The following is a 14871-nucleotide window of genomic DNA, read 5'->3' on the forward strand; positions in this document are numbered from 1 at the left end:
CTCCCGCCCGAAAGCGGTTCTGTCCGATTCGGTTCTGTCCGATTCGGTTCGGTTCGCATGGCTCAGGGAGCCGGGGGCGCGGGAGGCCAGGGGATGCCGGCCAGCAGGGGCAGCAGCTGCTCCTCCTCGTGGTCGAGGTGCGCGTTCAGCTCCGTGGACATCCTGTCGAGTTCGGCGCGGAAGCGCTCGGGGTCGGCGGCCGCGATGTCCGCCAGCAGGGTCACCAGCTCACCCTGGAGGCGGGCGACCGTGCGGTGCTCCTCGGCGAGCCGGTCGAAGGTGGCGGCCAGTGCCGGGTGGTACCGGGCGATCCCGGGGAACAGGTGCGCGTCCTCGCTGGTGTGGTGGAACTCCAGGGTCCGGCAGAATGCCAGGCAGCGCTGCCTGATCTGCAGCCCGAGGCCCGGGGCCGGGGGCGCGCCGGGGCCCCGGTGGGCGGCCCGTGCCGCGAAGTGGGCCGCCACCTCCTCCTGGACCTGGCGCAGCTGGTCGCGCAGCCAGGTGTGGACCTCCATGAGCTTCCCGGCGAGGGTGGTGACCTCGCGGGGTTCCCAGCCGTCGGGCTCGGCGCGTTCCAGCGCCACGACCGGCAGGAGCCGGGTGGTGGCGGCCTGGTAGGCGGCGTATCCGGGGGACGTCCGCACGACGTGCTCGAACAGTTCCCCGCGCCGCTCCCCCTCCGCGGGGACCGCGAGGGCCTCGAACGTACGGGTGCCGGCCTCGACCCGGACCACGGGGTGGGCGAGCAGGTTGTGGTACCAGTCCGGGTGCTTCGGGGCACCGAGGTTGGAGCCGACGACCAGCAGGGTGCCGCCGTGCCGGACGTAGCCGAGGGGCGTGGTGGTCTCCTTGCCCGACCTGGCGCCGGTGGTGGTCAGCAGGAGCAGGTCCCCGCCTTCGAAGGGGCCGCCGACCTTTCCTCCGTTGGCGCGGAACTCGTCGATGACCGATTGGTTGAACGGTGTGGGCATACGGGTCTGTGTCTCCGTGGGTCCGGATGCGGCCGGGGCCGCGGTGAGCTGCGGGAACGGGTGGTCATGACGCGCGAGCGCGTACCGGTCCGTGCGGGGATCGCGCACGCGGGACGGCGGACCGCACCCGGTCCACGGCGCCGGACGCGGACGGCGCACGGCGACGGAACGGGGTGCCCGGTGCGAAATCGCGGACACGGGACGCGGGGCGCGTACGACGACGTGCGGCCGTGCCGCCACGTCGGGCGTCGGCGTCAGGCGCAGGGCGTGGAGTATGAACTCATGAGGGCCCCCTCGTGCGAAGGGTGTTCGCCCGACCACCGGCCGGCCCACTGCTCTTGGCCGGCGTCACGCGACACCGCGCCCATTACACGCACCCCGGCGGGAGCTGTCAACGCGGGTCCGGTCGCCCGCCGGGCGCTTCTACCCTTTGCACCATGCACATTCCGCCCGCACATGCGCTCGTGGCCACCGACCTGGACGGCACGCTGCTGCGCCGTGACGACACCGTGAGCACCCGCACCCGTGCCGCGCTCGCCCTGGCCGCCCGCGCCGGGGCCCGGCACCTCGTGGTCACCGGGCGGCCCGTGCCCGGGACGCGCGCACTGCTCGCCGGGCTGGGGTACCGGGGCCCGGCGGTCTGCGGGCAGGGCACCCAGCTGTACGACGCCGGGTCCGGGCGGCTGGTGCGCACGGTCACCCTGGACCGGGAGGCGGCCGGCACCGCGCTCGGCAAGATCGAGGCCGAGGTGGGGCCGGTCTTCGCGGCCGTGGACCAGGACGGGCCCGAGGGCCGCACCCTGATCGAGCCGGGCTACCGGATGCCCCACCCGACGCTGCCCGCCCAACGCACCCGCAGCCGCCACGAGTTGTGGTCCGCGCCCGTGGTCAAGGTGCTCGTCCGGCATCCGGAGCTGACCGACGACGCACTGGCCGAGGCGGCCCGCGGGGTCGTCGGCGACCTCGCCACCGTCACGCACTCCGGCCCCGGCACGGTCGAACTGCAGCCGTACGGGGTCGACAAGGGGACCGGTCTCGCGCTGGCCGCCGAGTACCTCGGGGTGGCCGTGGACACGGCGATCGCCTTCGGGGACATGCCCAACGACCTGCCCCTGTTCCGTACGGCCGGGCACGGCGTCGCCATGGCCAACGCCCACCCGGACCTGCGCGCCGCGGCGGACGAGGTGACGTCGTCGAACGAGGACGACGGGGTCGCGAAGGTGCTGGAGCGGGTGTTCGGCTGAGCGCGAGCGGCGCGGGCGCGGGACGGGGAAGGAATCCCCCGCCGGTGGCGGAAGGTCAGAGCGACATCAGGCAGTACAGCCGGTGCGGCTCGCTCCGGGACGCGGCCTCCTCGGCCAGCTCCGCCAGCCCTCCGAGGAAGTCGGACAGGTCCTCGGGCCGGGCGTTTCCGCCGAACTCCTCGATGTGCGACCAGGATTCGGCCACCGCGGCGAATCCGCCGGGCCGCGCGGCCACCAGGGCGTCACGCAGTTCGTCGGTCAGCGTGACCAGCCAGCGGGAATCGTCCTCGGGAGAGCTGAGCAGCCGGTTGAAGCGCGGCAGCGGCGTGATCTCGTCGTACGGCGTGCCGGTGAGCAGGCTCTCGGCCTGCCCCAACTCCACGTACGGGTCGATGCCCTTGACCGGGAGCACCGGCAGTCCGGCGGCCTCGGCCCCCTCGTCGAACGCCGTCAGGGCCGTCGGGTCGTCCGGTGCGCTGAAGTAGTCGTACAGATTTCCCATGCGCGCATGCTCGCACGGCCCACCGACAACGGGGCCGGACGCGGCACACCCCCCGTGCGGGGTCCGGGTGCGGGGCGTCGTTCGCCCTCAGGGTTCCGGCGGTGCCCCGATCGCCCGCAGCACGTGCGCGACCAGGGCGGCGATCTCCTCCTCGTCCTGGATCGGCATGCGCAGGACGTGGCGGTAGTACATCGGGCCGTACAGCATCTCCACGGCCAGCGGGAGATCGGCGCCCGGCGGGATCTGGCCCTGTTCCTGGGCCCGGCGCAGCCTGGCGACGGCCTCCTCGCAGCGGGGGGCGATCAGCTTCGACCTGACGATCTCGGTGAGGGCGTCGTCGTGGTGCATCTCGGAGAGGATCCCGGAGTACGCGGGGCCGAAGGGCGGCGTGGAGATGAGCCGCACCGCGCCCATCACGTTGCTCCGCAGGTCGGCGGCGATGTCCCCGGTGTCGGCGAACGGCGTCGTGCCGACCAGGGCCTCGGTGAACGCCTCCAGGATCACCGCGCTCTTCGACGGCCACCAGCGGTAGATCGTCTTCTTGCTGACGCCCGCCCTGGCCGCGATGGCCTCGACGGTGACGCGCCCGTACCCCTTCTCCGTGCACAGTTCGAGGGCCGCCTCCAGGGTCGCCCTGCGTGATCTCTCGCTGCGGCGCAGTGAACTCGGCGATGTGATCATTCGGTGAGCATAGGGGTGTGTGGACCGGGTCTTGTTGACAGCCTGTCGCCAAAGGTCGAACAATACCCAGGCGGAAACGGAACGTGCCGTGTCGTGTCGTTCCCGTGACCCGCACCGTTCGTGCCGTTCGTGCCGCGACGAGCCGATCGGGGGACGGCTCGCCCGGCCGACGGCGCGAGCGGTGACCGCACTCCGCGCTCCGCTCACCGGACCGGAACCGGCCCCGTGCTCCGCATACCGGACCGGAACCGCTCCCACGCCCCGCGCACCGCACGGCCGGCCGGGGGCGCCCCCGTGCGTCAGGCGGTGATGTCCTTCGCCGTGAAGCGGGCCCAGGCCGCCGAGCCGAACACCGCCGCGTACAGGCTCTGAAGCCCCAGGTTCTTGACCACTTCGTCCCAGTAGACCGGGGCCCGCATCAGGTCCGCGTACGACATCCAGTAGTGCGGGAAGAGGTAGGGGTGGATTCCGCTCAGCTGCGGGATGCCGTCCACGATCTGGACCGTGATCAGTATCCCGACGGTGGCGGCCATGGCCGCGATTCCGCTGCCGGTGAGGGTCGAGATGAACAGGCCGACGGCCGCGAACCCGATCAGCGACGCGGCGACGACCACCGCGACCAGTCCGGCCCGCAACAGCCCCTCGCCGAAGCCGATCCGCGTCCCCGAGATGGTCGTGACCTCCCCGACGGGGAAGAGCAGCGCGCCCACGGCGAGCGCGGACAGGGCCACGACCAGGGTCGCGACCAGGCAGAACACCAGCACCGATGCGTACTTCGTCAGCAGCAGCCGGGTCCGGCCGGCCGGGGCGACCAGCAGGTAGCGCAGCGTTCCGGCGCTCGCCTCGCCCGCGACCGAGTCACCGGCGACGACCCCGACGGCCATCGGCAGGAAGACCGGGAGGGTCACCGCGAGGGCCGCGAAGACCAGGAAGAGCCCGTTGTTGGTGACCTGGGAGAGGAACGCCGGGCCCGCCCCGCCGCCGCCCGGCCCGTGCGGGGAGCCGCCGCCCGTCTCGATCCGCACGGCGATGCCGATCAGCACGGGCACGGCGGCCAGCACCCCGAGCAGGGCCAGGGTGCGCCAGCGGCGCAGGGTGGTGACCAGCTCGGAACGGAGGATGCCGAAGGTCCACAACGGGTTCCTCCGGATCCTCGCGGCCCGGGGCGCGCTTTCAGCCTGCGACATCGAAACCCTCTCCGGTGAGTGCGACGAAGGCGTCCTCCAGCGAGGCCCGTTCGACGCCGAAGGACCGCAGGCGCACTCCTGCGTGGACCAGTGCCGCGCTGAGGTCGGCGAGTTCGACGTCGCCCGGCGGCGCCTCGGCGCTCACCCGGTCGCCGTCGGCCGTGACGCCGGTGACGCCCAGTTCCGTCAGTACCCGGGCGGCGTCGCCCGGGTCGGGGGTGGTGACGGTCAGCCGGCCGCGGGTGCCCGCCGCCAGTTCCGCGACCGGGCCCTGGACGACCAGCCGGCCCCGGGCCATCACCGCGGCGTGCGTGCAGACCTGTTCGATCTCGTCGAGGAGGTGCGAGGAGAGGAAGACCGTGGTGCCCTCCGCCGCCAGCTCCCTGACCAGGGCGCGGATCTCCCGCATGCCCTGCGGGTCGAGGCCGTTGGTCGGTTCGTCGAGGACGAGCAGGCGGCGCGGCCGGAGCAGGGCGGCGGCGAGCCCGAGGCGCTGCTTCATGCCCAGGGAGTACGCCCTGGCCTTCTTGCCGGCCGCCGCGGCCAGCCCGACCCGTTCCAGGGCCTGCTCCACCCGGGCCCGGCGGGTGCGCGGGTCGGCGGTCGGGTCGGCGGAGTCGTACCGCAGCAGGTTGTCCCGGCCGCTCAGGAAGCCGTACAGCGCGGGCCCCTCGATCAGCGCGCCGACCTGCGGGAGCACGGTGCGGGCGGCGTCCGGCACGGGGTGGCCGAGGAGCCGCGCCGTGCCGGCCGTCGGGGTGATCAGGCCCATCAGCATCCGGATGGTGGTGGTCTTGCCCGAGCCGTTGGGGCCGAGGAAGCCGAAGACGCTGCCGGCGGGAACGCTGAGGTCGAGGCCGTCCACGGCGAGCTGTCCGCCGCGGTAGCGCTTGGTGAGGCCCCGGGTCTCGATCACGGCCGCCGGATCGTCACCGCTCCCCGGCCCGTTCCACGGACCGTCATCGGGCCCGGGGGTCTCGGACGCCTCGGGGCTGCCGGGCGCCCCGGGGCTGCCGGCCGGGCCGGTGGCCGCTCCCGGCTCGGGAGCCTCTTTCGGCTCGACCTCGGTCCCGGGCTCTGTCATGCGTACTCCCCATGGGTCGGCAGGGTTCGTCCGGCCGGGCGGACCGGACGTTCCTGGGCCGTGCTCCGGCGGTGCCGCCCGCCCGAGGGGCGGACGTGGCGAACCGCCCCGCCGTACGGAGCGTACGGCGGGGCGGGTGAACGGTGTCGGGGCGCGCGGCGCGCCCCGGCGTCAGGAGGCGTTGTTCGCCGCCTCGACCAGCGCGTCCTTCGTGACCGCGCCGACGTAGACCTTGCCGTCGTCGGTCATCAGCGCGTTGACCAGGCGGGTCTTGAAGACCGTGCCCGAGCCGAACTTGCCGGTGACCTTGTCGCCGAGCGAGTCCAGGAACTGCTGGGCCTCGGCCGGCATCCCGTCCGACTCCTTCGAGGGGAGACCGGTGCCGCCCGGGGTGCTGATCTCCGCGATCGTGTTCCAGCCCTCGCCGATGATCTTCGTGTCCTCGGCCCTGCCGCCCCCGGCGCCCAGCCGGTCGGCGCCCGGGAACAGCCCGTCGAGGCCCTTGCCCAGGTCCTTGGCCGGGCCCTTGCCCCGCTCGTGCTGCGCCTTCGCGTCGTCGGCCTCGGTCACCTCGGTGCCCTTGGGCGGGGTGAACGTGAACAGGGAGGCGTCCGGCTTCGCGAAGTCGACCTCGGTGAACCCGGCGTCCACGACGGGCTTGCCGCCGGCGCTCGCGAGGAGGGTGAACTTCAGCGGCACGCCGTTCTCCGCGTCGACCGCGACCGTGGCCGAACCGATCGTGGAACCGCCCTGCTTCGGCTTGACGACCAGCTTGTACGCGTCGCGTCCGGCGACCCGGGCGGTGCCGTCGACCGTCACGGACGTGGTGGGGCCCGCCGTCTCCAGCAGCTGCTCGGCCAGCTCCTTCGGGGTGGCCGGGGCGCCCTCGGGGGCGGGGTGCGCGGACTTCCCGCCGGTGCCCCGCGCGGACTTGTCCGCGGTGGCGTGGTACGCCTGGTCGGAGCCGCTGTCGTAGGCCCAGACCTCGTCGCCGTTGCGGATCAGGCTGTACTCCGAGGCGTTGTCCATGATCGACAGCCGCTGCTTGTCGGGCCCGTCCGCGGCGACCCGGAGCGTGTGCGTGCCGGACACCAGCTCCGTCATCCGCTCCTGCGGGTCGGCGCTCGCGCCGCCCCGGCCGGCCCCGCCGCCCTGGACGAAGGCGTCGGCCAGGCCGCCGAGCGAGGGGATGCCGAGGTCGGTGCTGATGCGCACCGTGCCGGAGAGCCGCTCGGTGTCCGAGGCGGCGATCCTCTCGATGAGTTCCTGCGCGGTGATCTTCGGCAGATCGGGGTCACCGGTGCTCGCGAGCGCCGGCACGAGACCGATCGTCGCGGCCGCCACTCCCGCCACCGCGACCGGGACGATGTAACGCGCCGCCTTGCGACGGCCGACGGCGGTGCCCCTGGTCCCGCCGCCGGTCTCTGCGCTGTCGTTCGGTGCCATGTGTGCCCTACCTCCGTGGTCGGCGGCTTCCGTCCGGTTGCACTCGTCCACTCCGTGCCGCCATTCTCACCGATTTGGTCAGGAGTGGACGTTCTCCATCTGACCAAACCGGTGGCCCGAAGGCGTCAGCCCGCGGGAGCAACTCCGCCTACCTCTTCGGTATGACACCGCGCGGATGCGGCTCCCTCGTCCCGTAGGGGGCGTGCGACGGGGGAAGTTGGGGTCGCGGTCCGCGCACGGACCCGTGACCGGCGTCCGCCGTCCGGCCGGGAGGCCGTCCGACGGGTACTCAGCCCGCCCGGTGCACCACCGCGTCGCACAGCTCCTCCAGCGCGGCCTTCGCGTGGCTCCCGGGCAGCGGCGCCAGTGCCGCCCGTGCCTCCTCCGCGTACCGGATGGCGTCCCGCTTGGCCTGCTCCAGCGCCGGGTGGGCGCGCAGCCTGCGCAGCGCCTCGGCGTGCCGGGCGTCGTCCTCCAGGCCGCCGTCCAGCAGCGCGACGAGCTCCAGGTCCTCCGGCCGGCCCTCGGCCGCCGCCCGCGCCCGCAGGTGCAGCACGGGAAGGGTCGGGATGCCCTCGCGCAGGTCGGTGCCCGGGGTCTTGCCGGACTCGTGGGAGTCGGAGGCGATGTCGAGCACGTCGTCGGCCAGCTGGAAGGCCATGCCGAGCCGCTCGCCGTACTGGGTGAGGATGTCGACGGTCGACTCGTGCGCACCGGCCATCATCGCGCCGAACCGGCAGGCCACCGCGATCAGCGAGCCGGTCTTGCCGCGCAGCACCTCCAGGTAGTGCTCGATCGGGTCGCGGCCCTCCGCGGGGCCGGCGGTCTCCAGGATCTGGCCGGTGACCAGCCGTTCGAACGCCTCCGCCTGGATGTGGACGGCCTCCGGGCCGAGATCGGCCAGTATGTGCGAGGCGCGGGCGAAGAGGAAGTCGCCGGTCAGGACGGCCACCGAGTTGCCCCAGCGGCTGTTGGCACTGTCGACACCGCGGCGCACGTCCGCCTCGTCCATCACGTCGTCGTGGTAGAGCGTCGCGAGGTGCGTCAGCTCGACGACGACGGCGGCGGGCACCACGCCCGGCGCGTCGGGGTCGCCGAACCGGGCCGCCAGCATCGCCAGCAGTGGCCTGAAACGTTTGCCTCCGGCTCGGACGAGATGCTGCGCGGCCTCCGTGATGAAGGGCACGTCGCTCTTGGTGACGTCGAGCAGCCCGGCCTCGACAGCAGCCAAACCGGCCTGGACATCGGCCTCAAGAGCATGGTCCCGCACGCTCAGTCCGAACGGCCCGACGACGGTCACGAGGGGATCTCCTGTCTGCTGACGATCACACGGAATGTCGATGTGTCGCTGCCATCACTCAAGTCAGCGTATCCGGTCCGCTTTGGATCACCGTGGGCGCCTTCCCGCCACCGCCGGTATGTTCGTGATCAGCTCGTACGATCAGGAGTATCCCCTTTGTCCAACGCAGCCGCAGACACCGGATCGACACAGCCCCCTCCGGGCGATGACCAGGCATTTTTCGGCCAGCCTCGGGGGCTGATGACCCTGTCCGGCCTGGAGGTCTGGGAACGGTTCTCGTTCCTCGGCATGCAGGCGATCCTGGTCCTCTATTTCGCCGACACGGTCGCCCACGGCGGCATGGGCATGGAGCCGGGCACCGCCGCGTCCGTCTCGGCGGCCTACGGAACCCTGGTCTACCTGGTCTCCGTGGCGGGCGGCTGGCTGGCCGACCGGATGCTCGGCTCGTACCGCGCCGTCCTGTACGGCGGCATCCTCATCGCCTGCGGGCATTACGCCATGGCGGTGCCCACCGACGCGATGACCTGGATCGGCCTCGGCCTGATCAGCGCCGGCACCGGGCTGCTCAAGCCCAATGTGGCCACCATGGTCGGCAAGCTCTACCGCACCGAGGACGAGCGCCGCGACGCGGGCTTCGCCCTCTACTACATGGGCATCAACATCGGGGCGTTCCTCGGCCCGCTGATCACCGGATGGCTCGGGGACCACGCGAGCTGGCACTGGGGCTTCTCGGCCGCCGCCTTCGGCATGACCCTCGGCCTCGCCCAGTACGTACTGGGCCGGCGTCACCTGGCCGGGCGAAGGCACGGTGCCGAATTCGCGCTGGCACCGGCGCCCATGCGCCGCGCCGTCCGGCTGATCGTCGCCGGTGCCGTCGTGGTCGCGGCCCTCGCCACCGTCCTGGCCCTGACGGGGTGGCTGACCATGGACCGCTTCGTGAACCTGCTCACCCTCGTCTCGGTGATCGCGCCGGTCGTGTACTTCGTGGTGATGTTCCGCAGCCCGCAGGTCACCGGCGAGGAACGCGGCAGGCTGCGCCCGTACGTGGTGCTGTTCCTGGCCTCCGTCGTCTTCAACTTCATCCTGTTCCAGGCGTACTCGACGATGATGCTGCTCGCGTCGACCAACGCCCGCACCGAGATCCTCGGCTTCCACTTCCCGGCGAGCTGGTACGCCTCCGCGCTCGGCGCCTTCGAGGTGGCGCTCGCCCCGGTGGTCGCCGCGGTCTGGGCCCGGATGGGCCCGCGCCAGCCGCACGTCTCCAACAAGATCGCCCTCGGGGTGATCCTCGGCGGGCTGTCCTTCCTGCTGATGGTGGTGCCGACCTCCGGGCACTCCGGCGACACCTACCGGATGGCCGCCTGGTGGATCGTCGGCTCCTACCTGCTGCTCGGTCTCGGCGACATCCTGCTGGAGACCTCCGGCATGTCCGCGACCACCAAGCTCGCCCCCGCGGCGTTCGCCAGCCAGACGATGGCGCTCTGGTTCCTCTCGCTGGCCCTCGCCAACGGCATCCAGGCCCAGGTCGTGAAGTTGTACGGAGAGGTCTCCAACCCCGCCTACTTCGGTGTCAACGGCGCGATCGCGGTGGTGGCCGGTCTGGCCGTCGTCGCCGCCGCGCCCTGGCTCAAGCGCACCATGCACCCCGTCCACTGAGGTGACGCCATGCACATCCGCACCACGTTCCCGTACGACACCACCCATGAGGACGTCCGCATCCCGTTGCCGGACGGCACCCGGCTGTACGCCCGGATCTGGCGGCCCGTCACCGACGAGCCGGTGCCCGCGCTCCTCGAATACCTGCCGTACCGGCTGAGCGACTGGACCGCGCCGCGCGACTGGCAGCGCCACCCCTGGTACGCGGGCTACGGCTACGCCTCCGTCCGGGTGGACGTGCGCGGCCACGGCAACAGCGAGGGCCTGCCGGGCGACGAGTACGACGCGACGGAACTGGCCGACGGCGTCGAGGTCGTGCACTGGCTGGCCCGGCAGGACTGGTGCTCCGGCCGGGTCGGCATGTTCGGCATCTCGTGGGGCGGCTTCAACTCGCTCCAGATCGCCGCCCTGGCCCCCGAACCGCTGAAGGCGGTCGTGACCGTCTGCTCGACCGACGACCGCTACGACAACGACGTCCACTACATGGGCGGCTCGGTGCTCGCCGTCGACATGCACGCCTGGGCGGCCACCATGCTGGCCTTCGTCGCCCGGCCGCCGGACCCGGCACAGGTCGGCGAGGGCTGGAAGGAGATGTGGCGCGGCCGGCTGGCGTCCGTCGAGCCCTTCATCCACACCTGGCTGGCCCACCAGACCCGCGACGACTACTGGAAGCACGGCAGCGTCTGCGAGGACTACTCCGCGATCCGGGCGAACGTCCTCGCGGTGGGCGGCTGGCACGATCCGTACCGCGACACCGTCCTGCGGCTCGTCGAGCACCTCGACCCGGACCGGGTGCGCGGGCTGATCGGGCCCTGGTCGCACCAGTACCCGGACCGCGGGCTGCCGCCGGGCCCGTCGATCGGCTTCCTCCAGGAGACGCTGCGCTGGTGGGACCAGCACCTGAAGGACGAGGACACCGGCGTCATGTCCGAACCGCTGCTGCGGGCCTGGATCAGCGACTCGCACCGCCCCGCCACCGTGTACGAGACGCTGCCGGGACGCTGGGCGGGCGAGACCCGCTGGCCGTCGCCGAACGTCACACCGGTGGCTTACGCCTTCCGGGGCGGACCGCGGATCGTCGACTCGCCGCAGCAGACCGGACTGGACGCCGGGCGGTTCTTCCCGTTCGGCAACGACGCCGACCTGCCGCCCGACCAGCGCGACGAGGACGCCAAGTCGGTCTGCTTCGAGTTCCCCGTCGAGGGCGAGCCGATCGAGATCCTGGGCCGCCCCCGGGTGAAGCTGCGGATCCGGATGGAGGCCCCGCGCGGCCAGGCCATCGCCCGGCTCTGCGACGTGGCGCCGGACGGCTCCTCCACCCTGGTCACCCGGGGTGCGCTCAATCTGGCCGCCCGGCACGGCCGCGACCGCGCCGACGACTGGCCGGTCGGCGCCACCGAGGACGTGACCTTCGAACTGAACGCCATCGGGCACTCCTTCCCGCCCGGCCACCGGATCAGGCTCGCGGTCTCCTCCACGTACTGGCCGTGGATCTGGCCGCAGGCCGGATCGGCCGGATTCACCCTGGACGCCGAGGGCAGCCTCCTCGAACTGCCGGTGCGCCGCCGCACCCAGGACCCGAACATCCGCTTCGAGCGCCCGGAGCAGTCCGAGCCGCTCGGCGTCGTCCACCCGGTGACGCTCGACGAACAGCGCCCCGAACGGCTGGTGGTCCGCGACGTCGCCAAGGGCGAGTGGCGGCTGGAGGTGGACCCGCGCTACGGCGGCACCCGCATCTACCCGGACGGCCTGGAGTTCACCGAGGACGCCCTGGAGACGTACACGATCCGGGAGGACGACCCGCTCACCGCACACGCCCGCTCCGACTGGGCGATCCGGCTGCACCGGCCGGAGATGGCCTGGGACGCCCGGATCGAGACCCGCTCCGAGATCGGCGCGGACGCCACCGACTTCATCACGTCCAACGAGGTGATGTGCAAGGAGGGCGGCGAGGTGATCTTCCACCGCACCTGGGAGAAACGGATCCCGCGCACGGCGGGCTGAGCCTCCGTCACGCGCCGTGCCCCGGGAGGGGCACGGCGGAACTTTCCGGGCATCAGGGGTGGTTGGGGCACTCCCGCCGGGCGGCGGCACCCACGTAACGTGTCCCCCAAGCGACCTGGAAAGCGAGGCAGCAACACATGCCCGAGCAGAGCAGCCCGCTCGATCTGGCCGAGGGCGACCCCTTCGGTCCGCACAACCTTCCGTACGGAGTGTTCTCCACCCCCGACCACCCCGAGGAGCGCCGGGTCGGCGTCCGCATCGGCAACCACGTCCTGGATGCCGGAGCCGCCGCGCACGCGCTCGGCTCGCCCTACGCGCAGCTCCTCGGCCGGCCGGACCTGACCGCGCTGCTGGCGGCGGGCCGCACCGCCTGGCGGGACGTCCGGCGGGCCCTGACCGCCTGGGTCACGGTCCCGGCGCACCGCGCCGACATCGAACCGCTGCTGCATCCGCTCGACACCGTGACGCTGCACCTGCCCTACGCGGTCGCGGACTACGTCGACTTCTACGCCAGCGAGAACCACGCCTCCAACGTCGGCCAGATCTTCCGGCCGAACGGCGAGGCGCTGACGCCCAACTGGAAGCACCTCCCGATCGGCTACCACGGCAGGTCCGGCACCGTCGTCGTGTCGGGCACGGACGTGGTGCGCCCCTCCGGCCAGCGCAAGACGCCGGCCGACCCGGCCCCCGTCTTCGGCCCCTCCGTCAAGCTGGACATCGAGGCCGAGGTCGGCTTCGTCGTCGGCGTCGGCTCCGAGCAGGGCATCCCCGTCCCGCTCGGCGACTTCCGCGACCACGTCTTCGGGCTCTGCCTGCTCAACGACTGGTCGGCGCGGGACATCCAGGCATGGGAGTACGTCCCGCTCGGCCCGTTCCTCGGCAAGTCCTTCGCCACGTCCGTGTCGGCCTGGGTGACCCCGCTGGAGGCGCTGGAGTCGGCCCGGATCGCACCCCCGGCCCGCGACCTCCCGCTGCTCCCCTACCTGGAGGACGCGGACGAGGACGAGGCCGGCGGCTTCGACCTGCGGATCTCCGTCGCGATCAACGGACAGGTGGTCGCCGAGCCGCCGTTCGCCACCATGTACTGGACGGCGGCCCAGATGCTGGCCCAGATGACGGTGAACGGCGCGTCGCTGCGCACCGGCGACCTGTACGGCTCCGGCACGGTCAGCGGCGCCGAGCCCGGCCAGCGCGGCTCCCTCCTGGAGCTGACCTGGAACGGCCGCGACCCGCTGGACCTCCCGGACGGCAAGCGCACGTTCCTGGAGGACGGCGACGTCGTGACGATGACGGCCTGGGCACCGGGACCGGACGGCACCCGGGTCGGGATCGGCGAGGTCACCGGAAGGATCGTGCCCGCGTCATGACGTCCCCCGCCCCGGAGCTCACGCTCCCCGAGGAACTGCTGTTGCTCGCGCTGGACCCGCTGCGCGGCAAGTCGCTGTGCCGCGACCGCTTCCTGGAGTACGGGGTGGCGGGCGCGGCCCTGCGGGAGCTGGAATTCCAGGGCCGGATCGTCGAACGGTCCGGGTGGATCCGGGTGGTCGACCCGCTCGCTCCCCCGGACCCGTTCCTCGCCCAGGTGCTGGGAAGCCTGTCGGCCCCGGAGGCGGGCGGGTCCGGGGGCGGGGCCGACGTGCGGCGCTGGGTCCGGCAGGCCGGCCGGTACGCCGGGGAGCTGTGCACGGAGCACCTGGTGCGCCGCTCGGTCCTGCGCCGGGAAACCCACCGCCTCCTCGGCCTGCTGCCGTACCACCGCCACCCGGCGACGGACCCGGCCCGGTCCCTCGCGCTCCGGGACCGCTTCGCCGCCGCCGGTGCCGCCCGGTTCCCGGACCAGCGCGGCCGGGCCCTGGCCGCGCTGGTCTCGGCGGTCGACCTGGCGGCCGAGGTGGGCGGGGGCGGCCTGCGTGCGCGTTGGGCGATGCGCGCCCTGACCGACGACGACTGGGCCGCCCACGCGGTGCACGAGAACGTCCGCCGGGACCGGTCGTCCGGAAACCGCGGACCGCTCTTCAGCTCGAACAGCAGCTCGGGCGACGACTGAGGGTGCCATCAGGCCCTGGAAAACCGCCGGTCAGCTGCATGCGGGGGGTTCACACGTCCGGGGGGCCTTCCCCTGTTTCCGACGGACAGGGGGGAAGGCCCGCGAGGCTCTGTGCCATGGAAGCACCGATGAGCACCGGCCCCGAGGACCCCGAGCCGCGGTGGGCGGTTCCGCCCGTGGGCGGCTGGACCGCCGATGACCTGGACACACTCCCGAATCTGCCTCCGCACACGCAACTGATCGACGCGAGTCTTGTTTTCCGGCCTCCGCAGACCATGTTCCACATGCGAGCGGTCGATTTCTTCACCTGGCAGTTGCAGTCGTGCGCGCCACACGAACTCGAAGTCGTGCGCGAGTTCACCATCGACATCGACCGCCACAACCGGCCCGAACCCGATGTGGTCGTCGTGCGCGCGGACGTGGTCGAAGGACTGAGGCAGACCCGCTTTCCCGCGGACGGCGTGCTGCTGGCCATCGAGGTCGTGTCCGAGGAATCCGTCACCCGGGACCGCGAGACCAAGCCCGTGAAGTACGCGCGGGCGAAGATCCCGCACTACTGGCGGGTGGAGAACCACGACGACCGGGCGGTGGTCCACGTCTTCGAGCTGGAGCCGTCGACCGGGGCCTACACCTCCACCGGCATCTTCCACGACCGGATGAAGGTCTCCGTACCCTTCCCCGTCGACCTCGACCTCACCGCGATCACCGCGCGCCGCCGGGCGGCGGAGCCGCAGTAGTCCGCCCCGCCG

At 72.6% G+C, this 14871-nt stretch carries 13 protein-coding genes; 6 read left to right on the forward strand and 7 right to left on the reverse strand.

The features are described 5' to 3' along the window. Positions 1-62: 62 nt before the first annotated feature. A complete protein-coding gene (locus ACFYW1_RS14935) occupies positions 63-971 on the reverse strand; it encodes a nitroreductase/quinone reductase family protein (protein WP_388991594.1) in 909 nt (302 codons plus the stop codon). A gap of 437 nt (positions 972-1408) precedes the next feature. On the opposite strand from ACFYW1_RS14935, the gene ACFYW1_RS14940 reads away from it, so the two are divergent. Next, on the forward strand, positions 1409-2215 hold the full coding sequence (locus ACFYW1_RS14940) for an HAD family hydrolase (RefSeq protein WP_388991596.1): 807 nt from the start codon (positions 1409-1411) through the stop codon (positions 2213-2215). Between the two features lie 55 nt (positions 2216-2270). Here the strand turns inward: ACFYW1_RS14940 and ACFYW1_RS14945 are convergent, their stop codons facing one another. The 6 genes from ACFYW1_RS14945 to ACFYW1_RS14970 all read right to left on the reverse strand — a co-directional run bounded on the left by ACFYW1_RS14945 (position 2271) and on the right by ACFYW1_RS14970 (position 8415). Continuing rightward, positions 2271-2717 (reverse strand): hypothetical protein, encoded by a 447-nt coding sequence (locus tag ACFYW1_RS14945; RefSeq protein ID WP_388991598.1) that lies wholly within the window; start codon positions 2715-2717, stop codon positions 2271-2273. A gap of 87 nt (positions 2718-2804) precedes the next feature. Continuing rightward, complete coding sequence (locus ACFYW1_RS14950; RefSeq protein WP_388991600.1) at positions 2805-3398, reverse strand: TetR/AcrR family transcriptional regulator; 594 nt, start codon at positions 3396-3398, stop codon at positions 2805-2807. Between the two features lie 299 nt (positions 3399-3697). Then, the gene (locus ACFYW1_RS14955) at positions 3698-4585 is read right to left on the reverse strand and encodes an ABC transporter permease (protein WP_388991602.1); all 888 of its coding nucleotides are present in this window, start codon (positions 4583-4585) and stop codon (positions 3698-3700) included. Then, the gene (locus tag ACFYW1_RS14960) at positions 4572-5669 is read right to left on the reverse strand and encodes an ATP-binding cassette domain-containing protein (RefSeq protein ID WP_388991604.1); all 1098 of its coding nucleotides are present in this window, start codon (positions 5667-5669) and stop codon (positions 4572-4574) included. The genes ACFYW1_RS14955 and ACFYW1_RS14960 overlap by 14 nt, the downstream gene beginning before the upstream one ends. Before the next feature lie 171 nt (positions 5670-5840). After that, entirely contained in the window at positions 5841-7115 is a 1275-nt protein-coding gene (locus tag ACFYW1_RS14965; protein WP_388991606.1) for an outer membrane lipoprotein carrier protein LolA, read from the reverse strand. Between the two features lie 289 nt (positions 7116-7404). Then, positions 7405-8415 (reverse strand): polyprenyl synthetase family protein, encoded by a 1011-nt coding sequence (locus ACFYW1_RS14970; RefSeq protein WP_388991608.1) that lies wholly within the window; start codon positions 8413-8415, stop codon positions 7405-7407. Positions 8416-8571: 156 nt separating this feature from the next. On the opposite strand from ACFYW1_RS14970, the gene ACFYW1_RS14975 reads away from it, so the two are divergent. From ACFYW1_RS14975 to ACFYW1_RS14995, 5 genes are all read left to right on the forward strand, one after another. After that, positions 8572-10071 carry a peptide MFS transporter gene (locus ACFYW1_RS14975; RefSeq protein ID WP_388991610.1) on the forward strand — a complete coding sequence of 500 codons (1500 nt, stop codon included), beginning with the start codon at positions 8572-8574 and terminating at the stop codon, positions 10069-10071. Positions 10072-10080: 9 nt separating this feature from the next. Then, a complete protein-coding gene (locus ACFYW1_RS14980; protein WP_388991612.1) occupies positions 10081-12075 on the forward strand; it encodes a CocE/NonD family hydrolase in 1995 nt (664 codons plus the stop codon). A gap of 137 nt (positions 12076-12212) precedes the next feature. Continuing rightward, positions 12213-13442 carry a fumarylacetoacetase gene (fahA, locus tag ACFYW1_RS14985; RefSeq protein WP_388991614.1) on the forward strand — a complete coding sequence of 410 codons (1230 nt, stop codon included), beginning with the start codon at positions 12213-12215 and terminating at the stop codon, positions 13440-13442. Further along, a complete protein-coding gene (locus ACFYW1_RS14990; protein ID WP_388991616.1) occupies positions 13439-14122 on the forward strand; it encodes a GPP34 family phosphoprotein in 684 nt (227 codons plus the stop codon). Before fahA ends, ACFYW1_RS14990 begins: the two co-directional genes overlap by 4 nt. 128 nt (positions 14123-14250) lie before the next feature. Next, positions 14251-14859 carry a Uma2 family endonuclease gene (locus ACFYW1_RS14995; RefSeq protein ID WP_388992124.1) on the forward strand — a complete coding sequence of 203 codons (609 nt, stop codon included), beginning with the start codon at positions 14251-14253 and terminating at the stop codon, positions 14857-14859. Positions 14860-14871 lie beyond the last annotated feature (12 nt).

Source organism: Streptomyces sp. NPDC002669 (assembly GCF_042889165.1).
Taxonomy (GTDB): Bacteria; Actinomycetota; Actinomycetes; order Streptomycetales; family Streptomycetaceae; genus Streptomyces.

What these genes read in the sequence shown, in the direction of transcription:
- ACFYW1_RS14935 (WP_388991594.1), bottom strand. Translation starts at nt 971, where the DNA reads ATGCCCACACCGTTCAACCAATCGGTCATCGACGAGTTCCGCGCCAAC.
- ACFYW1_RS14940 (WP_388991596.1), top strand. Translation starts at nt 1,409, where the DNA reads ATGCACATTCCGCCCGCACATGCGCTCGTGGCCACCGACCTGGACGGC.
- ACFYW1_RS14945 (WP_388991598.1), bottom strand. Translation starts at nt 2,717, where the DNA reads ATGGGAAATCTGTACGACTACTTCAGCGCACCGGACGACCCGACGGCC.
- ACFYW1_RS14950 (WP_388991600.1), bottom strand. Translation starts at nt 3,398, where the DNA reads ATGATCACATCGCCGAGTTCACTGCGCCGCAGCGAGAGATCACGCAGG.
- ACFYW1_RS14955 (WP_388991602.1), bottom strand. Translation starts at nt 4,585, where the DNA reads ATGTCGCAGGCTGAAAGCGCGCCCCGGGCCGCGAGGATCCGGAGGAAC.
- ACFYW1_RS14960 (WP_388991604.1), bottom strand. Translation starts at nt 5,669, where the DNA reads ATGACAGAGCCCGGGACCGAGGTCGAGCCGAAAGAGGCTCCCGAGCCG.
- ACFYW1_RS14965 (WP_388991606.1), bottom strand. Translation starts at nt 7,115, where the DNA reads ATGGCACCGAACGACAGCGCAGAGACCGGCGGCGGGACCAGGGGCACC.
- ACFYW1_RS14980 (WP_388991612.1), top strand. Translation starts at nt 10,081, where the DNA reads ATGCACATCCGCACCACGTTCCCGTACGACACCACCCATGAGGACGTC.
- fahA (WP_388991614.1), top strand. Translation starts at nt 12,213, where the DNA reads ATGCCCGAGCAGAGCAGCCCGCTCGATCTGGCCGAGGGCGACCCCTTC.
- ACFYW1_RS14990 (WP_388991616.1), top strand. Translation starts at nt 13,439, where the DNA reads ATGACGTCCCCCGCCCCGGAGCTCACGCTCCCCGAGGAACTGCTGTTG.
- ACFYW1_RS14995 (WP_388992124.1), top strand. Translation starts at nt 14,251, where the DNA reads ATGAGCACCGGCCCCGAGGACCCCGAGCCGCGGTGGGCGGTTCCGCCC.